This window comes from Sulfitobacter sp. AS59 (genome assembly GCF_038899995.1).
Lineage (GTDB): Bacteria > Pseudomonadota > Alphaproteobacteria > Rhodobacterales > Rhodobacteraceae > Sulfitobacter.
Genome location: NZ_JBBMQK010000003.1, coordinates 447,007 through 467,422 on the forward strand (window position 1 = coordinate 447,007; position 20,416 = coordinate 467,422).

The 20,416-nt window shown below is 55.7% G+C and carries 18 protein-coding genes; 12 read left to right on the forward strand and 6 right to left on the reverse strand.

Going from position 1 to position 20,416, the window contains the following annotated elements; all coding sequences use genetic code 11:
* Window positions 1-10 precede the first annotated feature (10 nt).
* A complete protein-coding gene (locus WNY39_RS09605) occupies window positions 11-1,333 on the forward strand; it encodes an aspartate aminotransferase family protein (RefSeq protein ID WP_342845321.1) in 1,323 nt (440 codons plus the stop codon).
* A 56-nt stretch (window positions 1,334-1,389) separates the two neighbouring features.
* On the opposite strand, the gene WNY39_RS09610 is transcribed toward WNY39_RS09605, so the two are convergent.
* Window positions 1,390-1,950 carry a type 1 glutamine amidotransferase domain-containing protein gene (locus WNY39_RS09610; RefSeq protein ID WP_341232888.1) on the reverse strand — a complete coding sequence of 187 codons (561 nt, stop codon included), beginning with the start codon at window positions 1,948-1,950 and terminating at the stop codon, window positions 1,390-1,392.
* Between the two features lie 165 nt (window positions 1,951-2,115).
* Between WNY39_RS09610 and WNY39_RS09615 the strand changes: the two genes are divergently transcribed.
* The 7 genes from WNY39_RS09615 to WNY39_RS09645 all read left to right on the forward strand — a co-directional run bounded on the left by WNY39_RS09615 (window position 2,116) and on the right by WNY39_RS09645 (window position 11,091).
* Window positions 2,116-2,763: a paraquat-inducible protein A gene (locus WNY39_RS09615; protein WP_341232889.1), complete on the forward strand. Its 648-nt coding sequence runs from the start codon at window positions 2,116-2,118 to the stop codon at window positions 2,761-2,763.
* Window positions 2,764-2,774: 11 nt separating this feature from the next.
* Window positions 2,775-3,380: a paraquat-inducible protein A gene (locus WNY39_RS09620; protein WP_341233647.1), complete on the forward strand. Its 606-nt coding sequence runs from the start codon at window positions 2,775-2,777 to the stop codon at window positions 3,378-3,380.
* Entirely contained in the window at window positions 3,373-5,457 is a 2,085-nt protein-coding gene (locus WNY39_RS09625; protein WP_342845322.1) for an MlaD family protein, read from the forward strand. Before WNY39_RS09620 ends, WNY39_RS09625 begins: the two co-directional genes overlap by 8 nt.
* Window positions 5,458-5,460: 3 nt before the next feature.
* Window positions 5,461-6,024 carry an ABC-type transport auxiliary lipoprotein family protein gene (locus WNY39_RS09630; RefSeq protein ID WP_342845323.1) on the forward strand — a complete coding sequence of 188 codons (564 nt, stop codon included), beginning with the start codon at window positions 5,461-5,463 and terminating at the stop codon, window positions 6,022-6,024.
* A 235-nt stretch (window positions 6,025-6,259) separates the two neighbouring features.
* Window positions 6,260-8,389, forward strand: coding sequence for a polysaccharide biosynthesis tyrosine autokinase (locus WNY39_RS09635; RefSeq protein WP_342845325.1), 2,130 nt, complete (start codon window positions 6,260-6,262; stop codon window positions 8,387-8,389).
* A gap of 115 nt (window positions 8,390-8,504) precedes the next feature.
* The gene (locus tag WNY39_RS09640) at window positions 8,505-9,512 is read left to right on the forward strand and encodes a hypothetical protein (protein WP_342845326.1); all 1,008 of its coding nucleotides are present in this window, start codon (window positions 8,505-8,507) and stop codon (window positions 9,510-9,512) included.
* Between the two features lie 16 nt (window positions 9,513-9,528).
* Entirely contained in the window at window positions 9,529-11,091 is a 1,563-nt protein-coding gene (locus tag WNY39_RS09645; RefSeq protein ID WP_342845327.1) for a phosphate ABC transporter substrate-binding/OmpA family protein, read from the forward strand.
* Here WNY39_RS09645 and WNY39_RS09650 read toward each other — a convergent pair.
* The 4 genes from WNY39_RS09650 to dnaK form a co-directional block, all read right to left on the reverse strand.
* Window positions 11,088-11,675, reverse strand: coding sequence for a hemerythrin domain-containing protein (locus tag WNY39_RS09650; RefSeq protein WP_342845328.1), 588 nt, complete (start codon window positions 11,673-11,675; stop codon window positions 11,088-11,090). The two genes, WNY39_RS09645 and WNY39_RS09650, sit on opposite strands and share 4 nt — an antisense overlap.
* Window positions 11,676-11,741: 66 nt before the next feature.
* On the reverse strand, window positions 11,742-12,503 hold the full coding sequence (radC, locus tag WNY39_RS09655; protein ID WP_342845329.1) for a DNA repair protein RadC: 762 nt from the start codon (window positions 12,501-12,503) through the stop codon (window positions 11,742-11,744).
* Between the two features lie 100 nt (window positions 12,504-12,603).
* Window positions 12,604-13,764: a molecular chaperone DnaJ gene (dnaJ, locus tag WNY39_RS09660; protein WP_342845330.1), complete on the reverse strand. Its 1,161-nt coding sequence runs from the start codon at window positions 13,762-13,764 to the stop codon at window positions 12,604-12,606.
* A gap of 77 nt (window positions 13,765-13,841) precedes the next feature.
* Complete coding sequence (gene dnaK / locus WNY39_RS09665; RefSeq protein WP_341232898.1) at window positions 13,842-15,749, reverse strand: molecular chaperone DnaK; 1,908 nt, start codon at window positions 15,747-15,749, stop codon at window positions 13,842-13,844.
* Window positions 15,750-15,981: 232 nt separating this feature from the next.
* Here dnaK and WNY39_RS09670 point away from each other — a divergent pair, with 232 nt between their 5' ends.
* Window positions 15,982-16,584 carry an alpha-ketoglutarate-dependent dioxygenase AlkB gene (locus WNY39_RS09670; protein WP_342845332.1) on the forward strand — a complete coding sequence of 201 codons (603 nt, stop codon included), beginning with the start codon at window positions 15,982-15,984 and terminating at the stop codon, window positions 16,582-16,584.
* Between the two features lies 1 nt (window position 16,585).
* On the opposite strand, the gene WNY39_RS09675 is transcribed toward WNY39_RS09670, so the two are convergent.
* Window positions 16,586-17,410 (reverse strand): ABC transporter permease, encoded by an 825-nt coding sequence (locus WNY39_RS09675; protein WP_341232900.1) that lies wholly within the window; start codon window positions 17,408-17,410, stop codon window positions 16,586-16,588.
* 113 nt (window positions 17,411-17,523) lie between these two features.
* Here WNY39_RS09675 and cysQ point away from each other — a divergent pair, with 113 nt between their 5' ends.
* From cysQ to WNY39_RS09690, 3 genes are read left to right on the forward strand one after another with little or no spacing between them, the layout of a single operon-like run.
* Window positions 17,524-18,321, forward strand: a complete 798-nt coding sequence (gene cysQ, locus WNY39_RS09680) for a 3'(2'),5'-bisphosphate nucleotidase CysQ (RefSeq protein ID WP_342845333.1) — start codon at window positions 17,524-17,526, stop codon at window positions 18,319-18,321.
* A complete protein-coding gene (locus WNY39_RS09685; RefSeq protein ID WP_342845334.1) occupies window positions 18,321-19,121 on the forward strand; it encodes a manno-octulosonate cytidylyltransferase in 801 nt (266 codons plus the stop codon). Before cysQ ends, WNY39_RS09685 begins: the two co-directional genes overlap by 1 nt.
* Entirely contained in the window at window positions 19,118-20,350 is a 1,233-nt protein-coding gene (locus WNY39_RS09690) for a glycosyltransferase (protein ID WP_342845335.1), read from the forward strand. The genes WNY39_RS09685 and WNY39_RS09690 overlap by 4 nt, the downstream gene beginning before the upstream one ends.
* Window positions 20,351-20,416: the final 66 nt, after the last annotated feature.

The window sequence follows — 20,416 nt, forward strand, 5'->3', positions numbered from 1 at the left end:
GGATAACCCGATGTCGCATGTCTTTCCCCGTCACACCCGCAACCTGCCCCCAGTCGCCGTCAGTGGCGAGGGGTGCTATCTGACCGACGCCAGCGGCAAGCAGTATTTGGACGCATCAGGTGGCGCGGCGGTGTCGTGCCTTGGCCATGGCGACCACGAGGTGATTGACGCGATCAAGGCGCAGTTGGACAGTCTTGCCTATGCGCATACGGGGTTCTTTACCTCTGAACCGGCTGAGGCCCTTGCCGATCTGTTGATCGAACATGCGCCGGGCGATCTGGATCGTGTCTATCTGGTGTCCGGCGGGTCAGAGGCGGTCGAGGCCGCGCTGAAACTTGCCCGCCAGTACTATGTCGAACGCGGACAGCCCGACCGAGGCCGCATCATCGCCCGCAAGCAAAGCTATCACGGTAATACCATCGGCGCATTGTCTGTAGGCGGGAACGAATGGCGGCGTGCGCAATTTGCGCCGTTGTTGCTGGATATCAGCCATATCGATCCCTGCTATGAATACCGACTGATGCACGACGGCGAAACGCCCGAAGAATATGGCCTCCGCGCCGCCAACCTGCTTGAGGCGGAATTGCTGCGTGTCGGCCCTGAAACCGTGATGGCGTTTATTGCCGAACCTGTGGTGGGGGCGACGTCGGGCGCGCTGACCGCCGCACCGGGGTATTTCAAACGCATCCGCGAGATTTGCGATCAATACGGCGTGTTGCTGATCTTGGACGAGGTCATGTGCGGCATGGGGCGCACCGGTGCGTTATTTGCTTGCATGCAGGAAGGCGTGAATCCGGATATCTTGTGTATCGCCAAGGGGTTGGGCGGTGGATACCAACCCATCGGGGCAATGCTGTGCACGGCAGAGATTTATCAGGCCATTCAAGACGGCACAGGCTTTTTCCAACATGGGCATACCTACGTGGGCCACCCCACGGCCGCCGCCGCCGGTGTCGCCGTGGTTTCTGCGGTGCTGGGGCGCGATCTGCTGTCCAATGTGCAACGTCAGGGTGACACGCTGCGCAGCGCGTTAAATGCCGCCTTTGGCCAGCATCCGAACGTGGGTGATATTCGGGGGCGGGGCTTGTTCATGGGCGTTGAAATGGTGGCTGATCGCAGCACCAAAGCGCCGTTTGATCCGTCCATGGGGATCGCCGCAAAGATCAAGAAACACGCGTTTGAAAATGGGCTGATCTGCTATCCGATGGCGGGCACGATTGACGGGAAAACCGGGGATCACGTGCTGCTGGCACCACCGTTTATCATCACCGATGCCCAAATTGATGAACTTGTCGAAAAGCTGGCCAAAAGCATCACGCAGGCGTTGGGCTGAAAACCAAAAAGGCAGGGCGCGAACCCTGCCTTTTCGATACGATACGCAAGCCGGATTTAGGCAGCTTCGCGGTCGTGTTTGCCTTCTTCGACCTCTTCAACGATCTTTGCGATGAACGCATCCAGATCTTCGGGCGAACGGCTGGTGATGATCGCCTGATCAACCACAACTTCGCTGTCCTCAAAATGCGCGCCGGCATTTTTCAGATCGGTGGCGATGGACCCGTATGAGGTTGCTTTGCGACCCTCGATAATACCGGCCTCGATCAGCAACCAAGGTGCGTGGCAGATGGCGGCAATCGGCTTGCCGGAATCGCCAAACGCTTTGATCAGTGCAACGGCGTCTTTGTTCGCGCGCAGAATGTCTGGGTTCATTTGACCGCCGGGCAGGACAAGAGCGTTGTAATCGTCAACACTTACGTCGGCCAATGCCTTGTCAGCGGGGACGGTGTTACCCCAATCCTTTTGATCCCAACCTTTGATGTCTTCGCCATCAGGGGTCACAACATGCACTGTCGCACCTTTGGCGCGCAGGTCATTCAGGGGGCGCTCAAGCTCGGATTGCTCAAAACCATTCGTTGAAAGGATCATGATTTTTGCATTTGAAATCTGTGTCATCGTTACTCTCCTTCATGCTCGTTATTTGCTTCTCCCTCCCAACACCTGTGTGGCGAATTCGTTCCAGTCAGTAGCCAATCATTACTGGGTGACATGCGGGTTTTCATGACTAAATCGTGTGCGGATTTGGATATCAAATGCCGAAAGACACTGTATAAAAGCGCCATGAAGGACACCGCAGATCTAGACACGCAAATTCCGCTGACAGACCTGATTGTCTGTCCCAAATGCGATGCCGTGTATCATCTGAAAATCCCCAAGATGGGTGAAAAGGCGGTTTGCCAACGCTGTCACACCTTGCTGATCGCACCCCGGCACAAAGCGGGCCTGATTATCATCGCGATCTCAATCGCGACGTTCATTTTGATCATTGGCGCGGCGTTCTTTCCGTTCCTCAACATCGACGCGGCAGGCAACAAAAACTCGGTCTCGGTGATCGATGCTGCATTGGCGTTTTCCAGCGGGCCGCTTTTGCTGCTGGCCTTGGCAACGGCAGGTTTGATCCTGATCGTGCCGTTGATCCGGGTGGTGATCACGCTTTATGTGCTGGTCCCAGTTGTGCTGGATTTACCACCCGCCCGATATGCGATGCAGGCCTTTCGTGCGTCCGAGGCATTGCGCCCGTGGTCGATGGCCGAGATTTTTGCACTAGGTTGCGCTGTGGCGCTGGTCAAAATCGCCGATCTGGCAACGGTAGGGTTTGGGCCTGCATTCTGGATGTTTGGCGGTTTGGTGGTTCTGGTGGTCGCCCAAGAGAACTTTATTTGTAGATGGTCTGTATGGAATTCTCTGGAACACCCAAAAAAATCCTAAGCGCGCGGCAGATGGGCCTTGTGGCCTGTACCCGTTGCACCCAAGCGTGGCCGATGGGCACGCAGATTTGCGGGCGGTGCGGGCACAAGATGGTGTCGCGTGACTATGGCAGTTTGCAACGTGTCTGGGCATTCTGGGTGGTCGGGTTGATGTGCTATATCCCGGCAAACGTGTACCCGATGCTGCGCACCAAGACGTTGTTTCAGAACGACGAAAGCACGATCATCAGCGGTGCGGTAGAATTGGCCCATCACGGTGCCTTTGGGGTGGCGGCGATCATTCTGGTGGCGTCGGTCGTCATTCCGTTGGCCAAATTCTGGGCCATTGCGTATCTGGCGATCAGCGTCAAAAGCCGCCGCATGGCCTCGAACAATGCGCGGCATTTCATGTATGAAATCGTCGAATACATTGGCCGCTGGTCGATGATCGATATCTTTGTGGTTGCGATTTTATCATCTCTGGTGCAACTCAAGACACTAGCCACTATCAATCCCGGTCCGGCGAGTATGTTCTTCGCACTTTCCGTGATTTTCACTATGCTTTCCGCACAGGCTTTCGATTCTCGTATGATTTGGGATGACCAAGCAGGGGATGGGGATTCCACGCAAAATGACTGATACACCACCTGACGTGCCGATCAAATCTGCGCGCAAGATATTCCTAAGCGGCGCATCGATCGTTTGGATCATCCCGTTTCTGGCGCTTTTGGTTGCATTGGGCGTGGCCTGGCAAAGCTATAACGCGCGCGGACCGCAAATATATATCGAGTTTGAAAACGGTGCGGGCATCAAAGCAGGTGAGACCGAATTGCGGTTTCGCGATGTGACCGTTGGCCGGGTCGAGGCCGTTGGGTTTTCCCAAGGTTTGGACAAGGTGGTCGCCACAGTCCGCGTCGACAAGGACGTTGCCCCCTATATCGATAACAGCGCTGCCTTCTGGATCGTTCAGCCCGAAGTGTCGGCCCAAGGGATCACCGGTCTAAGCACCGTTTTGAGTGGTGTTTACATCGAAGGGTCGTGGAATGATGAAATCGGTTCATTCGCCAATCGTTTTAGCGGCGCGGAATCTGCGCCCCTGATCCGGACCGGCCAAACCGGCTTGCAGATCGCGTTTCGCACCGTAGGGAATGGTCAGCTGACTGACGATGCGCCGATCCTGTATCGCGGGATCGAAGTGGGCCGTCTGGGCAAGGCCGAGATCGCACCCCGCGGTAATTTCGCAATCGTCGAGGCGCTGATCTATGAGGAGCACCGCAATCTGGTGAACAGCTCTACCCGGTTTTGGGATAGTTCGGGGTTCAGCGTTTCGATTGGCCCCGGTGGGGCCGAGATTGACTTTGCATCCATCGCCACGCTGATCGGCGGGGGCATCACCTTTGATACTTTTGTTTCAGGGGGCGGTCGCGTTCAAGACGGGACGGTTTTCGAGATTTTCCCAAGCAAAGAAGAGGCGCGCAACGCGGTCTTTAATTCGTCTGCGGTTGAACCGGTCGAGCTGAGTGTGATCTTTGACGAGAATATCTCGGGCCTTGCTGTGGGTGCGGTGGTCGAGCTGAGCGGGTTGAACATCGGTCAAGTCGAAGCGCTGTCCGGGATCGTGGATTATAACCAGTTTGGCGACAGCGGGGTTCGGTTGAACGCGACCCTGTCTATCCAGCCCGCGCGTCTTGGCCTGCCCGGCGAAGTGTCTGCTGAAAGCGCCTTGGCGTTTTTGCAAGATCGCGTGGCGAACGGGTTGCGCGCCCGTCTGGCCAGCGCCAGTCTGCTGACCGGTGGCCTGAAGGTGGAAATGATCGTGGTCGAGGATGCCCCCTTTGCGCGGCTTGAGGCGACGGCGGATAGTTTGCCCGTCATGCCGACCACCAAAAACGAGACATCCGACGCTGCCGCGACTGTCGAAGGTGTGTTTACCCGCATCAACAACCTACCCATCGAGGAACTTCTGAACAGCGCCATCGGCCTGATGAACTCCGCTCAGGCGTTTATTGGCAGCGACGAGTTGCAGCAGACCCCAAAAGACGTACGGACGCTTATCAACGAGGTCACTGGACTGGTCTCATCCGACTCCGTTCAGAACATCCCTGTCAGTCTGAATGCAACATTGTCGCGGGTGGAAACCTTGGTCGCGACGCTCGAGCAAGAGCAGATGGCAAAGCGTCTGTTGGATGCGCTGGACGCGGTATCAGGTGCGGCTGATGGGTTTTCGACCTCCATTGAGGGGGTGCCTGAACTCATTACAGAAGTGCAAGCTGTTGCCGCCAAAGCCAGCGAGCTTGAGCTTCAGGAATTGGTGGACGAGTTGACGGCACTAACCCGTTCGGCCAAAGCCGTGATTGATACGCCAGAGGCAGTTGCCCTGCCGGGATCGTTGAAAAACGCCTTGGACGAGCTGAACTATACCTTGCAAGAATTGCGCGAGGGTGGTGCGATCGAAAACGTCAATCAAACCTTGGCGTCTGCCCGCAATGCAGCCGACAATATCGCTGTATCAGCAAAAGATCTGCCTCAGATCGTTGATCGGCTATCGGCCCTGTTCGATCAGGCCAGCCGTACCATCGAAGGCTATGACGAAGGCGAAAAGATCAGCCGATCCGCACAGGAAACCATGCGGGATATCCAAAAAGCGGCTGATGCGCTTGCATCTTTGGCCAAGACCATTGAACGTAATCCAAATTCGCTATTGCTGGGACGGTAAAACATGCATGTCGTAAAAAATATTGCAGCTCTTGGGTTGTGTTTGGCGTTGACCGCCTGCGGGTCCGCGGACCGCTATGCCGTAACGCTCCCTCCCGTAACAGAAACGGTGCGCATCGCATTCCGGTCGGTCGAAGTGCGTGATGTCTCCCTGCCCAGCTATGCGGCGGCTGATGAAATCCACATCCGGAAGAATGATGGTACCTTGGTCAGTTCGACCGACACGCTCTGGGCGGACGCGCCAGAACGGGCCGTGGCGCTGGAAATCAGCGAAAGCCTGTCCCGGTTGACCGGCCGGCCCATCGCGTCAGAACCATGGCCCTTTGAGGCATACCCCGACGCCCGGCTTGAGCTGCGCTTTACCGAGCTGCTGGCAACCGAAACAGGGCAGTTTCGCGCGACTGGCCAGTACTTTGTTGCGGTTTCAGGCGGCGGTAGGGAGCGTTCCGGCTTGTTCGACCAAAGCGTTTCATTTGACCCTAAAAGCGGCCCGGCGGGCATTGCCAGCGCGCGCGGTCAGCTGATCTTTCAGCTCGCAGAATTTATTGCTAAAGAAGGTTTGAAGTAACAGAATGAATAATACGCGGCGAGCACGTGGGTAAAAGTCAACTTTATGTTGAAATTCTTGCCTAACCCATTAGTAGTCCACCCAATATTCAGGGGTCTCGCAATTGTAGATGCTGGGCAGTACCGCACAGGTTGGGCAGGCGAAATTCAATCGATCAAGCTTTAGTTGAAAGTGCTTTGGTAGAGGGACGGCCTCCAACACGTTGGCTGCCCCTTTTAAGAACGACAGGAACAAGATGAACGACACTTTGCAAAAAAAACAAGGCGGTCTTGAAGCCGAAGATGACACGATCGATGTTGGCGCTTTGATTACGACCCTGTGGCGTGGCAAGTGGCTTATTGCCTTTGTAACCATCTGCACCGTGGGTCTGGCGATATACTACGCCTATTTCAAAGCTGTTCCTATGTATCAATCTACTGCGGTTGTGATTCTTGAGACCAAGCAGGACAATTTTGCAGGTTTGCCCTCAATCTCGGGTGGCCTGTCCGGCGATAGCACAGGGGTTAATACCGAAGTTGAAGTTTTGAAATCGCGCGGTCTTGCCCAGAAAGTAGTCGAGCGTCTGAAGCTTATACAGGATCCGGAGTTTAACTCGGAACTCAGAGAACCTTCAGTCGTCGGGCGTGGGATTAAGGCAGTCAAATTGGTTTTTGGTTCGGGTATGTCCGAGGAAATGGCTCAAAGCGAGGCACTACAAGAAAACAGAATTCGGGATAACGTCACAGAGCAATTGCTGCGTCAGATATCGGTTAGTAATATTCGCCAAAGCTTGGTTTTTAATATCTCGGCAGAAACCCAGTCACCTGTGAAATCTGCCAAGATCGCAGATACATTTGCCGAAACCTATATTCGGAACCAGCTTGAAGTAAAATTCACAGCGACTGATCAAGCCACAGAGTGGTTGAGCAAGCGCGTGTCTGAGTTGCAAATTGAACTTGAGATTGCTGAAAAGAAAGTAAAAAGCTTCACCGCGCAGACGCAGCTTGTGTCGATCGAAGGTCTAGAAGCACTTGAGCGGCAAATTAAGGATATGCGGGACCGGATTTCCAACGCCGAGGTATCGAAGATTGAGCTTGAAACGATGCTGAGCGCATTAAACCAAGCACAAACCACCGAGGAAAAGCTGGCTGCTGCAAAAGACGCCACACTGGCCCGTATTGCACGCGATGGGCTCGCATCAGAAGTAAGCCAAAACGCATTTAATTCACGATATCAAACAATCCTGGACCGTGTTCGAGTCGACACTGCAAGAGCTGAACAGCAATTAACCACGTTGCGTTTGTCGGAAGTTGAGTTGGGGAGACAGGTTGCAAGCCAAGGCGAAGACCTGATTGTGCTCCAACAGTTGACCCGCGAGTCGGAGGCAACCCGCCTGTTGTACGAGTATTTTCTAACGCGTTTAAAAGAGACATCTGCCCAAGAGGGTATCCAAAAAGCAGATAGTCGTATTTTGTCGCATGCTGTTGTACCGGCAATGCCAAGCGCACCCAAGAAAACGCAGATCGTCGCACTTGCGATGATCCTTGGTGTCATGATTGGTGCGGGCATTGTGCTGCTACGTGAATTCAGAATGAGCACATTCCGCACGGCGGATGATCTCGAGAGTTACACAGGCGTTAACGTCTTGGGGCAGGTGCCGCTTATCCCGACCCGCGCGCGTCAGGATACCTTGCAGTACCTCTCGGACAAACCAACATCAGCTGCGGCAGAGGCAATTCGCAATCTGCGGACGTCCTTGATGCTTTCGAATATGGACAAGAAGCCGCAGGTCATCGTGTCGACTTCATCGATCCCGGGCGAGGGTAAGACCACTGTGTCACTGTCCTTGGCGAAATTTCTGTCAGGTCTCGGAAAATCGGTTCTGCTGATCGAGGGCGATATCAGGCGCCGCACGTTGAACGAATACTTCCCAACGCTGCCAACGACAGGCATTGCATCCGTTTTGAACCAAGATGTTGATTTTGCTGACGCGGTTCATCGTCCAAAGGGCTTTGACGTAGACGTTCTTGCCGGCGAGAAAACTAATGTGAACGCGGCGGATATTTTCTCGTCTGATACGTTCAAGGCGTTCATCGCTGAGATGCGTAAACGATATGATTTTATTATTATCGATACGCCGCCGATACTTGTTGTTCCTGACGCACGTATCATTTCGGAAAGTGCCGACGCGATCCTGTTCTCTGTAAAATGGGACAGCACAAGCAGGGCTCTTTTGGATGAATCCATGCGTATGTTCCAAAATTCAAACCAGCGTATCACCGGGTTTGTATTGAGCCAGATTGATGAAAAACGGATGAGAAAATACGGCTACGGCGACAAGGGCGGCGCCTTTTCTCAGTACGGAAAAGGTTATTACGACATCTAATAGGGCAGGATAGGGCTGCCCAGAAAAAGCCATATTCATACCCCCACCCTGCCTTAGCTTAGACGCGGTTATGTACGACATTTAACTGGGAATCATTCCCAGTGAGGTCTTGGACATGTCACGTACGAAAGAAATCCTTACCGTCGCAGGCACTTTGGGCTGTGCTTTGAGCATTGGTTTCATAATGCAAAACTCTGACGCGGCCGCGAAACGGTATGGTGCGGCGTCAGAGGCAGTGGCGCGGGAACGTCATCTTCAGTCTCTCGATGCTGAAACATCAATTCTTGAAGTTCAAGACATCGAGCTGACATCGGCGGCATTCACCTTTGAACCCGGTGAAATTTACAGCGCCAGCCCGACCCCGGACAGCAATGTAACCTTGGCCGCTACGTCCGAGGGTGAGAGTTCTGCGCTTGAGCCAACACCGCAACCCCCCCTTGATTCCTGCGAGATTACTGCCGAGGCGCGCCCGATGGCAGTTGCGATGGTAAACCTGACACTTAAGGCGACATGCCTCCCGAATGAGCGGGTTAATATTCACCATAAAGGTATGATTTTCACGCAAACCACGTCGGCGACGGGTGATCTGAATGTCACTGTTCCAGCGCTCAGCGAAACGGCGGTTTTCGTGCTTGCTTTCGGGAACGGCGAAGGTGCCGTGGCGCAGACTGAGGTTGAAGATCTGGTTGATTTTGACCGGGTGGTTTTGCAATGGAAAGACGTGTCCGGTTTTCAGATGCACGCGTTTGAGTTCGGTGCCAGCTATGACGATGCCGGCCACATCTGGTCGGGTAACCCGCGCGATACGGCCTCGGCAATCACGGGCGAGGGTGGCTTTGTCACACTGAACGGCGACACGGGCGCTGCGTCCCCCATGATGGCCGAAGTCTATACGTTTCCTGTCGCCCATGGCCGTGGCAACGGTAGTGTCGCGCTAAGCGTCGAGGCCGAGGTAACAACAGCCAATTGCGGTCAAGAAATCGAAGCGCAAACGCTGGAATTGATGCCGGATGATGGTATCCGCACGCGCGATCTGACACTGGCTGTCCCCGATTGTGATGCCGTGGGCAGCTTTCTGGTGTTGAATAATCTGTTCGAAGACCTGAAACTTGCCAGCAACTAAATAAAGCTGAGGTCACATGCTCACTTCTCTACGTGCGGCGGCTTTCGCCGCACTCTTCTTGTCTGGCTGGGCGATACAACTGGCGGCGCAAGATGTTGCGCTTACCTCACGTGATGGCAAGATCGAGCTGAGCGGTACCTTGCTCGGCTTTGACGGTGAGTTTTATCGGGTTGAGACGGAATATGGCGAACTGACCATCGATGGGTCGGGTGTTCAATGCGCGGGGCCAGGCTGCCCGAACCTAGATAAATACGTGGCAGAGCTGCGATTGTCCGGATCAGCGACCATGGGGCAGGTGTTGATGCCCGCGTTGATCGATGCCTTTGCAAAGCGCAGCGGGTACCGCGCGCTGCGCCAGGACGGTGAAGGCACCCATTTTACCTATAAGCTGAGAGACCAGAAAACCGACGATCTGGTCGGCCGCTTTAGCTTTCATGCCAGCAATTCTGACGAAGGTTTCGCGGATTTATTGGCAGATGAGGCCGATATCGTGATGTCGCTACGCGAGATGCGTCCGCAAGAACGGCAGCGTGCTCGGGAGGCAGGGCTTGGCGATATGACGGGTCTGAACCGCAGCCGTGTGCTGGCCTTGGATGCGGTTGTGCCTGTCGTGTCGCCCTCTAACCCGATCACATCAATTTCGCCGGCTATATTGGCGCAGGTGTTCGCGGGCGAGATTACAAACTGGGAAAAGCTGGGCGGGCCGGATGCGCCGATTGATCTGCATCTGCCCAGCGACAGCAGCGGGTTGGCGCAGGCGATTACAGATCAGGTTTTGCGCCCCGCCGGATTGGAACTGACAGCTGATATCACGCGACATGCCCTGCCCGAAGATCTGGCGAAGGCGGTGACCGCCGATACTTTTGCCTTGGGGATCACCAGCTATGCCGAGCGGCGCAACACCGATGTGCTGACGCTTACGGGAAGCTGCGGTTTTGCGCTGGACGTGTCCCGCCGCACAGTCAAAACCGAGGATTACCCCCTGACCGCGCCGATGTTTTTATACTTTCCGGCACGGCGCTTGCCACAGTTGGCGCGGGATTTTCTATCTTTCACCCGCAGCCCCACGGCGCAGATCGTGATCCGCCGGGCCGGATTTGTGGACCAAACCCCCGAAGAAATCGCGATTGATGATCAGGGCAACCGTTTTGCCAATGCCATCAGCGTGGCGGGGCCGGAAACCTCGTTAGAGGAATTGCAGCGCATGACCACGACGTTGACCCCGATGGCGCGGCTTTCCACCACGTTCCGATTTGAGGCGGGATCGGTGCGGTTGGATGCGCAATCGCGGTCAAATGTGCAGCAACTGGCCCGTGCGCTGGAGCTGGGCCAATATGATGCGCGGCGTTTGCTGTTTGTCGGGTTCAGCGATGGCGAAGGGGTCGCGCGCGGAAACCGTGAAATCGCCCTGCGCCGCGCAGAGGCAGTGCGCCGTGCTGTCACAACTGCCGCGGTTACGGTTAATCTGGAACGCGTCACACTGGATGTTGATGCCTTTGGTGAGGCGATGCCAATGGCCTGTGATGACAGTTCTTGGGGCCGTCAGTCAAACCGGCGGGTCGAGGTGTGGGTGCGTTAGCGGAATTGTGGCGGATCGTATTTCAGCAGAACCGGCACAACCAATTCTTCCTCGTCCGTCAGATGACGGTTCAGCATCGGACGAAAAGCATCAAGCTGCCCCTTTAGCGCCGCCGTCGCATCGATAAACCCATCCGTCGCGCCGTCATGTTGCAAGACAGCATTCGCACTGTTTGCGAGGTCTGACAGGATACCATCAAGGCTGTGATGGTCGGCATCTAGAATATCAAATCCCCGCTCTGCCGTTTTCTCGAGCTTTGCCATGATGGGGAAATACTGGGCGTCTTCGATCTGGTGATGCCCGTGCAGTTCGTTGATCAGCATCCCGCCAAATCGGTGCAGCTTGCGCTTGTATTGGTCTGGCGCTTCAAGCCCGTCTAGCGCCGATTTTGCATCGCCGTCCAATTGATCCAACAGGCGGCGGAACATGAGGTGCCGGTCCAGCCAAAAGGCGATCAACTGCGAATAATTGGGATTCTGGACCCATCCGGCGCGGGGATATGCCTCGATCAGGCTGCGCAGTGCATCGGGCAGGCCGCTGCGTTGCGACAGGGACAAGTCATCGGGAATGGGCATATCAATCATGGTTAACGTCATATCCGGCGCAGGCTATGCCGTAAATTCCACAATTCCGAACAGGTCAGCCGCAGTCTACAGATACCCTTCGGATCGAAAACTAAGCTCGGTTGATTTTCCGATGATCAAATGGTCATGCAGGGTCATCCCGAGGGCCGCGCAGGCGGCCAGAACCTGCCCTGTCATGTCGATGTCAGCTTGTGACGGGGTTGGGTCGCCTGATGGATGATTGTGTACCAAAATCAACGCGCTGGCGTTCAGTTCAAGCGCGCGTTTTGCAACCTCGCGCGGGTATACGGGCACATGGTCAACCGTTCCCTTGGCCTGTTCTTCGTCAGCTATGATCACATTCTTGCGGTCCAGATACAGCACACGAAACTGTTCGGTTTCGCGGTGGGCCATCACGGTGTGGCAGTAATCCAAAAGAGCATCCCAGCTGGACACCACATGTTGCTGCATGATCTTTGACCGGGCCATGCGGTGGGCGGCAGCCTCGATAATCTTGAGCTCTACGATTACAGCGTCCCCCACGCCTGTAATGTCACGCAAGCGGGCCTCTGGCGCGGTGACGACGCGGTTAAAGTCGCCAAACTGTTCCATCAGTGCATTTGCCAGCGGTTTGACATCGCGGCGCGGAATGGCCCGGAACAACACCAGTTCCAGCAGTTCATAATCTGGCAGGGGATCCGCCCCACCTTGCATGAAGCGCGCGCGTAGCCGTTGGCGGTGATTGGCGATGTAGGAAGGTTGCTTGACCGGCGCAGCCGCCGTCTGCGCGGCCTCGTCCCGCAAAAACGGGAACACGGGATCAGCAAAAGAGGATGTATTTTTCCGCATACCAGCACCATTTCGCAATGGTGGTTAGGATTGCGTTAATTTGCGCGAATCGTGGCGCACGGGGCAGGTCAGGTGGGGCAGTAGTTGCCCCACCTTGGTGTTAGCCCTTCATCGTATCCCAAAAGGATTTCACCGAGGAAAAGAAGCTGCTGGATTCCGGGTTGTTATTCTCGGATTCCTTTTCAAACTCTTGCAGCAGTTCTTTTTGGCGGCTGGTCAGGTTCACGGGTGTTTCGACAGCCAGTTCGATAATCATATCGCCTGCGCCACCGCCGCGCAGGGGCGGCATGCCCTTGCTGCGCAACCGCATTTGACGGCCCGATTGGCTGCCTGCCGGGATTTGCACGCGTCCACGGCCGCCATCGATGGTGGGTACCTCGATACTGCCGCCCAAGGCTGCCGTGCTCATCGATACGGGAACGCGGCAGAACAGGTTTGGACCGTCGCGTTCAAACAGCTCGTGATCCTGCACTTCGATAAAGATGTACAAATCACCTGACGGCCCGCCACGCATCCCAGCCTCGCCTTCGCCAGCAAGGCGGATGCGCGTACCGGTTTCGACACCGGCAGGAATGTTCACAGACAGCGCACGGTCTTTTTCAACGCGCCCCGCACCCCGGCAAGATTTGCACGGATTCTTGACGATCTGACCCATGCCGGAACAGGTTGGGCAGGTACGTTCAACGGTAAAGAAACCCTGCTGCGCCCGTACCTTACCCATACCTGAACAGGTAGGGCAGGTTGTGGGTTCAGCGCCACCTTCGGCACCTGACCCGTTACAGGAATTACAGGCAACCGACGTGGGGACATTGATCGATTTTTGCATCCCCTTGAATGCTTCTTCGAGGGTGATGCCAAGGTTGTACCGCAGGTCAGCACCGCGCGCGGCACGACGTCCGCCGCCCCCGCTACCACGTTGGCCCATAAAGTCGCCGAACAGGTCGTCAAACACGTCGGAAAAGGCAGACGAGAAATCGCCCTGACCACCGCCGCCGCCGAAACCACCGGGCCGCTGGCCACCGCCACCCATGCCACCTTCGAATGCGGCGTGACCATAACGGTCATAGGCCGCTTTTTTCTCGGCGCTTTTCAGAACCTCATAGGCTTCGTTCGCTTCTTTGAACTGGGCCTCGGCCTTGGGGTTGTCGGCATTGCGGTCGGGGTGCAATTCCTTGGCTTTGGTACGATAGCCTTTTTTGATCTCTTCGGCGGATGCCCCTTTGGCAACGCCTAGTATCTCGTAATAATCACGTTTGGCCATGTATTAGCTCCTACGCTGAAACGTGACGGGCCGGCCCAGCAATCGGACCGGCCCCATCAGTGGTTTCAATGGCACACTTACGTGCGCTTGTTGTCGTCCAGATCTTCGAAGTCGGCATCAACGATGTCGTCATCACCGTGGGGCGCATCAGCCGCCTCGGCCACGTCTTCGTTGCTGTCCTGAGCGTTCTTATAGATCGCTTCGCCCAGTTTCATCGCTGCTTCGGTGACGTTCTGAATGCCCGACTTGATCTTATCGACGTTGTCGGTTTCCAGTTCATCGTTCAGGGCCGCGATGGCCAGTTCGATGGCTTCGACGGTGGTTGGGTCAACCTTGTCAGAATGCTCTTCCAGCGACTTTTCGGTCGAGTGGATCAGCGATTCCGCTTGGTTTTTCGCTTCGATCAGCGCGCGACGCTCTTTGTCTGCATCGGCGTTTTCTTCGGCGTCTTTCACCATCTGTTCGATATCCGCATCGGACAAACCACCAGAAGCCTGGATGGTGATCTTTTGCTCTTTGCCTGTGCCCTTATCCAGCGCGCCAACAGCCACGATACCGTTCGCGTCGATGTCAAAGGTCACTTCGATCTGGGGCATACCGCGTGGTGCTGGCGGGATGTTTTCCAGGTTAAAGGCACCAAGAATCTTGTTGTCCGCAGCCATTTCGCGTTCGCCTTGGAACACGCGGATGGTCACAGCATTCTGGTTGTCTTCGGCAGTCGAAAAGACCTGAGACTTTTTGGTTGGGATCGTGGTGTTACGATCGATCAGACGGGTGAACACGCCGCCCAATGTTTCGATACCCAGCGACAATGGTGTGACGTCAAGCAGAACAACGTCTTTCACGTCGCCTTGCAGAACACCGGCTTGAATGGCCGCACCCATGGCAACAACCTCGTCAGGGTTCACACCCTTGTGCGGCTCTTTGCCAAAGAATTTGGTCACTTCTTCGATGACGCGCGGCATGCGGGTCATACCACCAACCAAAACGACTTCGTCGATGTCGGATGCCGAGATGCCCGCGTCTTTCAACGCAGCGGCGCATGGCTTCATCGATGCTTTGATCAGATCGCCAACCAACTGTTCCAGCTTGGAGCGTGTCAGTTTCATCACCATGTGCAACGGCGAGCCGTCTTTGCCCATCGAGATGAACGGTTGGTTGATCTCTGTCTGGCTTGCGCTGGACAATTCGATCTTGGCTTTTTCTGCCGCTTCTTTCAGGCGCTGAAGCGCCATCTTGTCTTTGGTCAGATCAACGCCGTTGGATTTTTTGAATTCATCCGCAAGGTAGTTCACGATGCGCATGTCAAAGTCTTCACCGCCCAGGAACGTGTCCCCGTTGGTGGATTTCACTTCGAACAGACCGTCGTCGATTTCCAGGATGGTTACGTCGAATGTACCACCACCAAGGTCATAGACCGCGATTGTTTGCGTTTCTTTTTTGTCCAGACCATAGGCCAAAGCCGCCGCTGTCGGTTCGTTGATGATCCGCAGCACTTCAAGGCCGGCAATCTTGCCCGCGTCCTTGGTGGCCTGACGCTGGGCGTCGTTGAAGTATGCAGGCACAGTGATAACCGCTTGGTTAACTTCTTCGCCCAGATACGATTCAGCTGTTTCTTTCATCTTACCAAGGATGAACGCCGAGATTTGCGAAGGGGAGTATTTCTCGCCTTTGGCTTCGACCCATGCGTCGCCGTTGCCGCCGTCGATGACTTTGAACGGCAGGTTCTTTTTGTCCTTGGCCAGATCCGGGTCATCATTGCGACGACCGATCAGGCGCTTAACGCCGAAAATTGTGTTTTCTGGGTTTGTGACCGCTTGCCGTTTGGCAGGCTGGCCGACCAGACGTTCATCGTCGGTAAAGGCGACGATGGATGGTGTTGTACGTGCACCTTCCGCGTTTTCAATTACGCGAGGCTGGCTGCCGTCCATAATGGCGATACAGCTGTTGGTGGTTCCTAGGTCGATACCAATTACTTTGGCCATGATTTGATCCCTCATTGAGTTAAGGCGATGACACGGGACTAGGGCCCATTGTGGCACCCACGCCCCGATCTTTGTACGCTAAAGGCCGGATGCCTTCAGCGGTTCGATGGGTATATAAGGAGCAGTTCTGGACCCTGCAACCGTTGCATGAGAAAGGAATAGGAGAATCTGTGTGGATTTTTCCGTATTCGGGCTATGAGAGGCAAATATTCGGGCTATGAGAGGCAAATAAATGACGGTTTTGCGTTTACGTGGCTTTGAAATCCACAAAGCGTTGCTTGATCCCGATGCGCAGCGGGCTGTGCTGGACGATGTGCGCACGGTTGTAAAAGCGGCCCCGTTCTTTCGTCCTGTCACCCCCGGCGGGCAGAAAATGTCGGTCCGTATGACGTCGGCTGGTAAATACGGCTGGATGACTGACGCAGATGGGTACCGATATGCAGAGGCGCATCCAAACGGTCAGGTCTGGCCTGCGATCCCCGACCGGGTCATGGCCATTTGGGACTGTCTAACAGGCCTTGATCGCAAGCCTGAATGTTGCTTGATCAACTATTATGCGGCGGACGCCAAAATGGGCATGCACCAAGACCGCGACGAGGCCGATTTCAGATGGCCGGTCGTATCGGTTTCCTTGGGGGACGAGGCGTTGTTTCGCATCGGCGGCCAAAAACGGGGCGGCAAGACCGACAGCGTCTGGCTGCAATCGGGGGATGTTGTGGTGATGGGCGGCGAGGCGCGGTTGAACCACCATGGTGTTGATCGCATCCGCGCAGGGTCATCCAAGCTGCTGCCCAAGGGGGGCCGCATCAATCTGACGCTGCGTGTGGTGGAATAACCTAGCGGCGGGCGTTCCAACTGGCCGAGGCATGCTTGCGCGTATAAAATTCGCCCATCAGGCCAATCACCATCAAAACCACGCCGACCCAGACGGCATATTCCCAATTGCTGTAGCGCGGGTTGTAATTGATAAACGCAAAGCCGCGCGCCTGATCAATGATGTGAAACAGCGGGTTCCAGTCAAACATCGCCAGCATGAAGGTGGGCAATGTATTGGCCAAAAACATCTTGCCTGACGCAATCATGTTCGCCCGCTGGTACAGCGACGTGAAAATGGTCGTGAATGAAGGGGCCCAGGGTTTGATCGCCAGCAAAACCATGCCCACGGCCACGCCGGTAAACCATGCCACCATCATCATACCAAACACGCCGGACCAGTCGTAGATATCCACCGGATTAAACGCGAGGTGATATACCGACATGATCATCACCAGCGAAAGCATCTGAATATAAAGCGACCCTAATGCGGATGCTGCCAGTGCGATCATGGTTGTCATGGGCGCGTGTTGCATCATGGCGCTTGCCGGTCCTTCGGACCCGACCACGGCTGTCACCGTTTTGGTGTGCATCATATACAGGAAAATGCCGCTCATGATGTAGATAACGAAATCACCCCGGATGGCCGAACCGCGCATCCCAAGGACCGTAAACATCACGTAAAAGACGCCGACGAACATGACCGCCTGAAAGATATTGATCCCGATCGCGGCAAAGGCGTTATTGTGCTGCTTACGCACCTGCCGGACAACGGAATGGTACACCAGCTCTGCCATAGACAGGGCGCTTGCCAATGGCCCTTTGGCCGCACGTCGGTGTTGGAACATCTCAAAAGCCTCTATGCTTTAGGTGTTAGCACGGAATTCTTGCTGTTCCGTCAATCTGTAATCATAAGGGGTTTGCTTACAGTAATCAACGAAACTCAGGGGACCGCGTCATTATGGATTATCAAAAGCTGGTGACAGTTATGCGGCGTTTGTCGCTTGAGGCTGGCGACAAGATCATGGAGATCTACGGTGCCGATGATTTCGAGGTTAAAACCAAGTCTGACGAAAGCCCGGTCACCATCGCCGATGAAGCCGCAGACAAGATTATCTCGGACGGTTTGCGCGCCGCATTTCCGGACGTGATGCTGGTGACAGAAGAACAATCCGAAACCCATTCCGCGCGTGGCGATACCTTTTTGATCGTCGATCCGCTGGACGGAACCAAAGAGTTCATCAACCGTCGCGGTGATTTCACCGTGAACATCGCCCTTGTCGAAGGGGGCGTGCCGACCCGTGGCGTCGTCTATGCGCCTGCGCGCGAACGCATGTTCTTTACCTTGGCAGATGGCAGCGCGGTCGAAGAAACCGGTGATTTCCCCAAGGGTGAAATGGGCCCGGTCACGCCGATAACAGTCTCTATCCCGGATAATGCGGCGCTGATGGTGGTTGCGTCAAAATCCCACCGCGATCAGGCGACCGATGATTACATCGCCAAGTATAACGTGCGCGACATGACAAGCGCGGGATCGTCGCTTAAGTTTTGTTTGATCGCGACGGGCGAGGCTGATTTGTACCCCCGCGTGGGCCGCACGATGGAATGGGACACGGCCGCAGGTCACGCGGTGCTGAACGGTGCGGGCGGGGCGGTTGTCCGCTTTGATGATCTGACGCCCCTGAAATACGGAAAGGCTGATTTCGCCAACCCGTTCTTTATCGCCCACGCGCCCGGCGTTGAGCTTAAGGCGTCCTGATGTCCGTTCTTATTGTCATTCCCGCCCGCTATGCATCGACCCGCTATCCGGCCAAACCTTTGGCGATGCTCAAGGGGGCAAGTGGGACATCGCGCAGCCTGATCGAACGCAGCTGGCGCGCCGCCTGCGAGGTGCAAGGCGTTGATAAGGTCGTTGTCGCAACCGATGACGACCGGATCAAAATTGCCGCCGAAGCTTTTGGTGTCGAGGTCGTCATGACCTCGGTCGATTGCGCTAATGGAACAGAGCGCTGTGCCGAGGCGCACGCGGTTTTGGGCGGTGGGTATGACATCGTCGTAAACCTTCAGGGCGATGCGCCCCTGACGCCGCATTGGTTCGTCGAAAGCCTTGTACAGGGTCTAATAAACGCCCCCAAGGCGGGCATTGCGACCCCTGTGCTGCGCTGCGATGGTGCCGCTTTGAACAGCCTGCTGGCCGACCGCAAAGCGGGCCGCGTGGGGGGCACAACATCGGTTTTTGCCGCAGATCATAGCGCGCTGTATTTTTCGAAAGAGGTGGTGCCCTTCACTTCAAAAACCTATGGCGACGCCGATCTGACGCCGGTTTTTCACCATGTTGGTGTCTATGCTTACCGCCCTGATGCATTGGCCGCATACCCGTCGTGGCCCGCCGGCCCGCTGGAACAGCTCGAAGGGTTGGAGCAGCTTCGGTTTATGGAAAACAGCCACACGGTTTTGTGCGTTGAGGTTGAGGCCAAAGGCCGCCAGTTCTGGGAGCTGAACAACCCCGAAGACGTGCCCAAGATCGAGGCGATGATGGCGCAGATGGGTTTGGAATGACCGATCTGCCTGTCAGCGTTGTGATCGTCAGCCGTGGACGCCCACAGTCGCTGGCACGCACGCTGACGGGCATTTCCCAACTGCAATACTGGAACTTTGAGGTCGTCGTTGTCGCTGACCCCGCCGGGATCGCCTCTGCGGCTGCTTTGCCTTTTGCTGATGCGCTAAAGCTGGTGCCCTTCGATGAGCCCAATATCTCGGCTGCGCGCAATCTGGGGATTGGCCATGCCGCTGGCGAAGTCATTGCTTTCGTTGACGATGATGCCGTGCCCGAACCGATGTGGCTGCGCCATCTGGTGGCACCCGCCAGCCAAAGTGACGTTGCCGCGATGGGCGGCTATGTCCGGGGCCGTAACGGGATTTCCTTTCAATGGAAGGCGGCCAGCCTTGATCACCACGGGCTGTCCCACCCCCTGACATTGGACACGGATCAAGCAACCGTTTTACACCCGACCGAAACCCGCGCCATCAAAACCGAAGGCACTAATATGGCGTTTAGGCGCGATGTGCTGGTTGATCTGGGTGGGTTCGATCCGGCCTTTCACTATTTTCTGGATGAAACCGATCTGAACATGCGGTTGGCAAAGGCGGGTCATGCCACGGCGATTGTTCCCTTGGCTGAGGTGCATCATGGATACGCCGAGAACCGGATGCGGACAGCGGCGCGGGTGCCGACTGATCTGTATGACATCGGGGCAAGCTGGGCGATCTTCCAACGTAAACATGTGCCCCAGGATGCAAGGACTGCCCAATGGCGCAGCCTGCGCGATGAACAGCGTAAGAGGGTGCTTAGGTTTCTACAATCCGGCCAGCTTGAACCACGCGACTTTACGCACCTGATGAAGCGGCTGGATCTGGGATATGCTGAGGGACAGAACCGAAAAGAGGCACCAACCACGCTACCCAAACATGGGATTGACCCGTTCCGGCGGTTTCCCGCTGTACCCAGACCGGCCAAGATGATCGTAAGCAGGCCGCTTACCGCTGCCGCCGATCGCAATCGCGCGTTGAACGAACTGGCTGCGGGCCACATCGTGACGTTGCTGATAATTTCACCAACTGCGGTATTTCACCAACTTTCCTTTGCCGATGACGGATTGTGGGTGCAAAGGGGTGGGCTGTTCGGTAAGGTCGAGCGCACTGATAAGTTGATTAGTCTTTCGTCCAGGGCCAAGAAGGCAAAGCGCGAAAAGCGCCGGGTTGCCGTGCAAAGAGGGTTTAGTCATTAGACGAAAAGAAGATCCGGACTATATTAACGCCAAGCTATTCAAACCAAACGGATATAGTGCTTTGCT

Bases quoted from the DNA above. Each gene is read 5' to 3' on its own strand.
- WNY39_RS09605 (WP_342845321.1), top strand. From the start codon at position 11: ATGTCGCATGTCTTTCCCCGTCACACCCGCAACCTGCCCCCAGTCGCC.
- WNY39_RS09610 (WP_341232888.1), bottom strand. From the start codon at position 1,950: ATGACACAGATTTCAAATGCAAAAATCATGATCCTTTCAACGAATGGT.
- WNY39_RS09615 (WP_341232889.1), top strand. From the start codon at position 2,116: ATGAAGGACACCGCAGATCTAGACACGCAAATTCCGCTGACAGACCTG.
- WNY39_RS09620 (WP_341233647.1), top strand. From the start codon at position 2,775: ATGGGCCTTGTGGCCTGTACCCGTTGCACCCAAGCGTGGCCGATGGGC.
- WNY39_RS09625 (WP_342845322.1), top strand. From the start codon at position 3,373: ATGACTGATACACCACCTGACGTGCCGATCAAATCTGCGCGCAAGATA.
- WNY39_RS09630 (WP_342845323.1), top strand. From the start codon at position 5,461: ATGCATGTCGTAAAAAATATTGCAGCTCTTGGGTTGTGTTTGGCGTTG.
- WNY39_RS09635 (WP_342845325.1), top strand. From the start codon at position 6,260: ATGAACGACACTTTGCAAAAAAAACAAGGCGGTCTTGAAGCCGAAGAT.
- WNY39_RS09640 (WP_342845326.1), top strand. From the start codon at position 8,505: ATGTCACGTACGAAAGAAATCCTTACCGTCGCAGGCACTTTGGGCTGT.
- WNY39_RS09645 (WP_342845327.1), top strand. From the start codon at position 9,529: ATGCTCACTTCTCTACGTGCGGCGGCTTTCGCCGCACTCTTCTTGTCT.
- WNY39_RS09650 (WP_342845328.1), bottom strand. From the start codon at position 11,675: ATGATTGATATGCCCATTCCCGATGACTTGTCCCTGTCGCAACGCAGC.
- radC (WP_342845329.1), bottom strand. From the start codon at position 12,503: ATGCGGAAAAATACATCCTCTTTTGCTGATCCCGTGTTCCCGTTTTTG.
- dnaJ (WP_342845330.1), bottom strand. From the start codon at position 13,764: ATGGCCAAACGTGATTATTACGAGATACTAGGCGTTGCCAAAGGGGCA.
- dnaK (WP_341232898.1), bottom strand. From the start codon at position 15,749: ATGGCCAAAGTAATTGGTATCGACCTAGGAACCACCAACAGCTGTATC.
- WNY39_RS09670 (WP_342845332.1), top strand. From the start codon at position 15,982: ATGACGGTTTTGCGTTTACGTGGCTTTGAAATCCACAAAGCGTTGCTT.
- WNY39_RS09675 (WP_341232900.1), bottom strand. From the start codon at position 17,410: ATGTTCCAACACCGACGTGCGGCCAAAGGGCCATTGGCAAGCGCCCTG.
- cysQ (WP_342845333.1), top strand. From the start codon at position 17,524: ATGGATTATCAAAAGCTGGTGACAGTTATGCGGCGTTTGTCGCTTGAG.
- WNY39_RS09685 (WP_342845334.1), top strand. From the start codon at position 18,321: ATGTCCGTTCTTATTGTCATTCCCGCCCGCTATGCATCGACCCGCTAT.
- WNY39_RS09690 (WP_342845335.1), top strand. From the start codon at position 19,118: ATGACCGATCTGCCTGTCAGCGTTGTGATCGTCAGCCGTGGACGCCCA.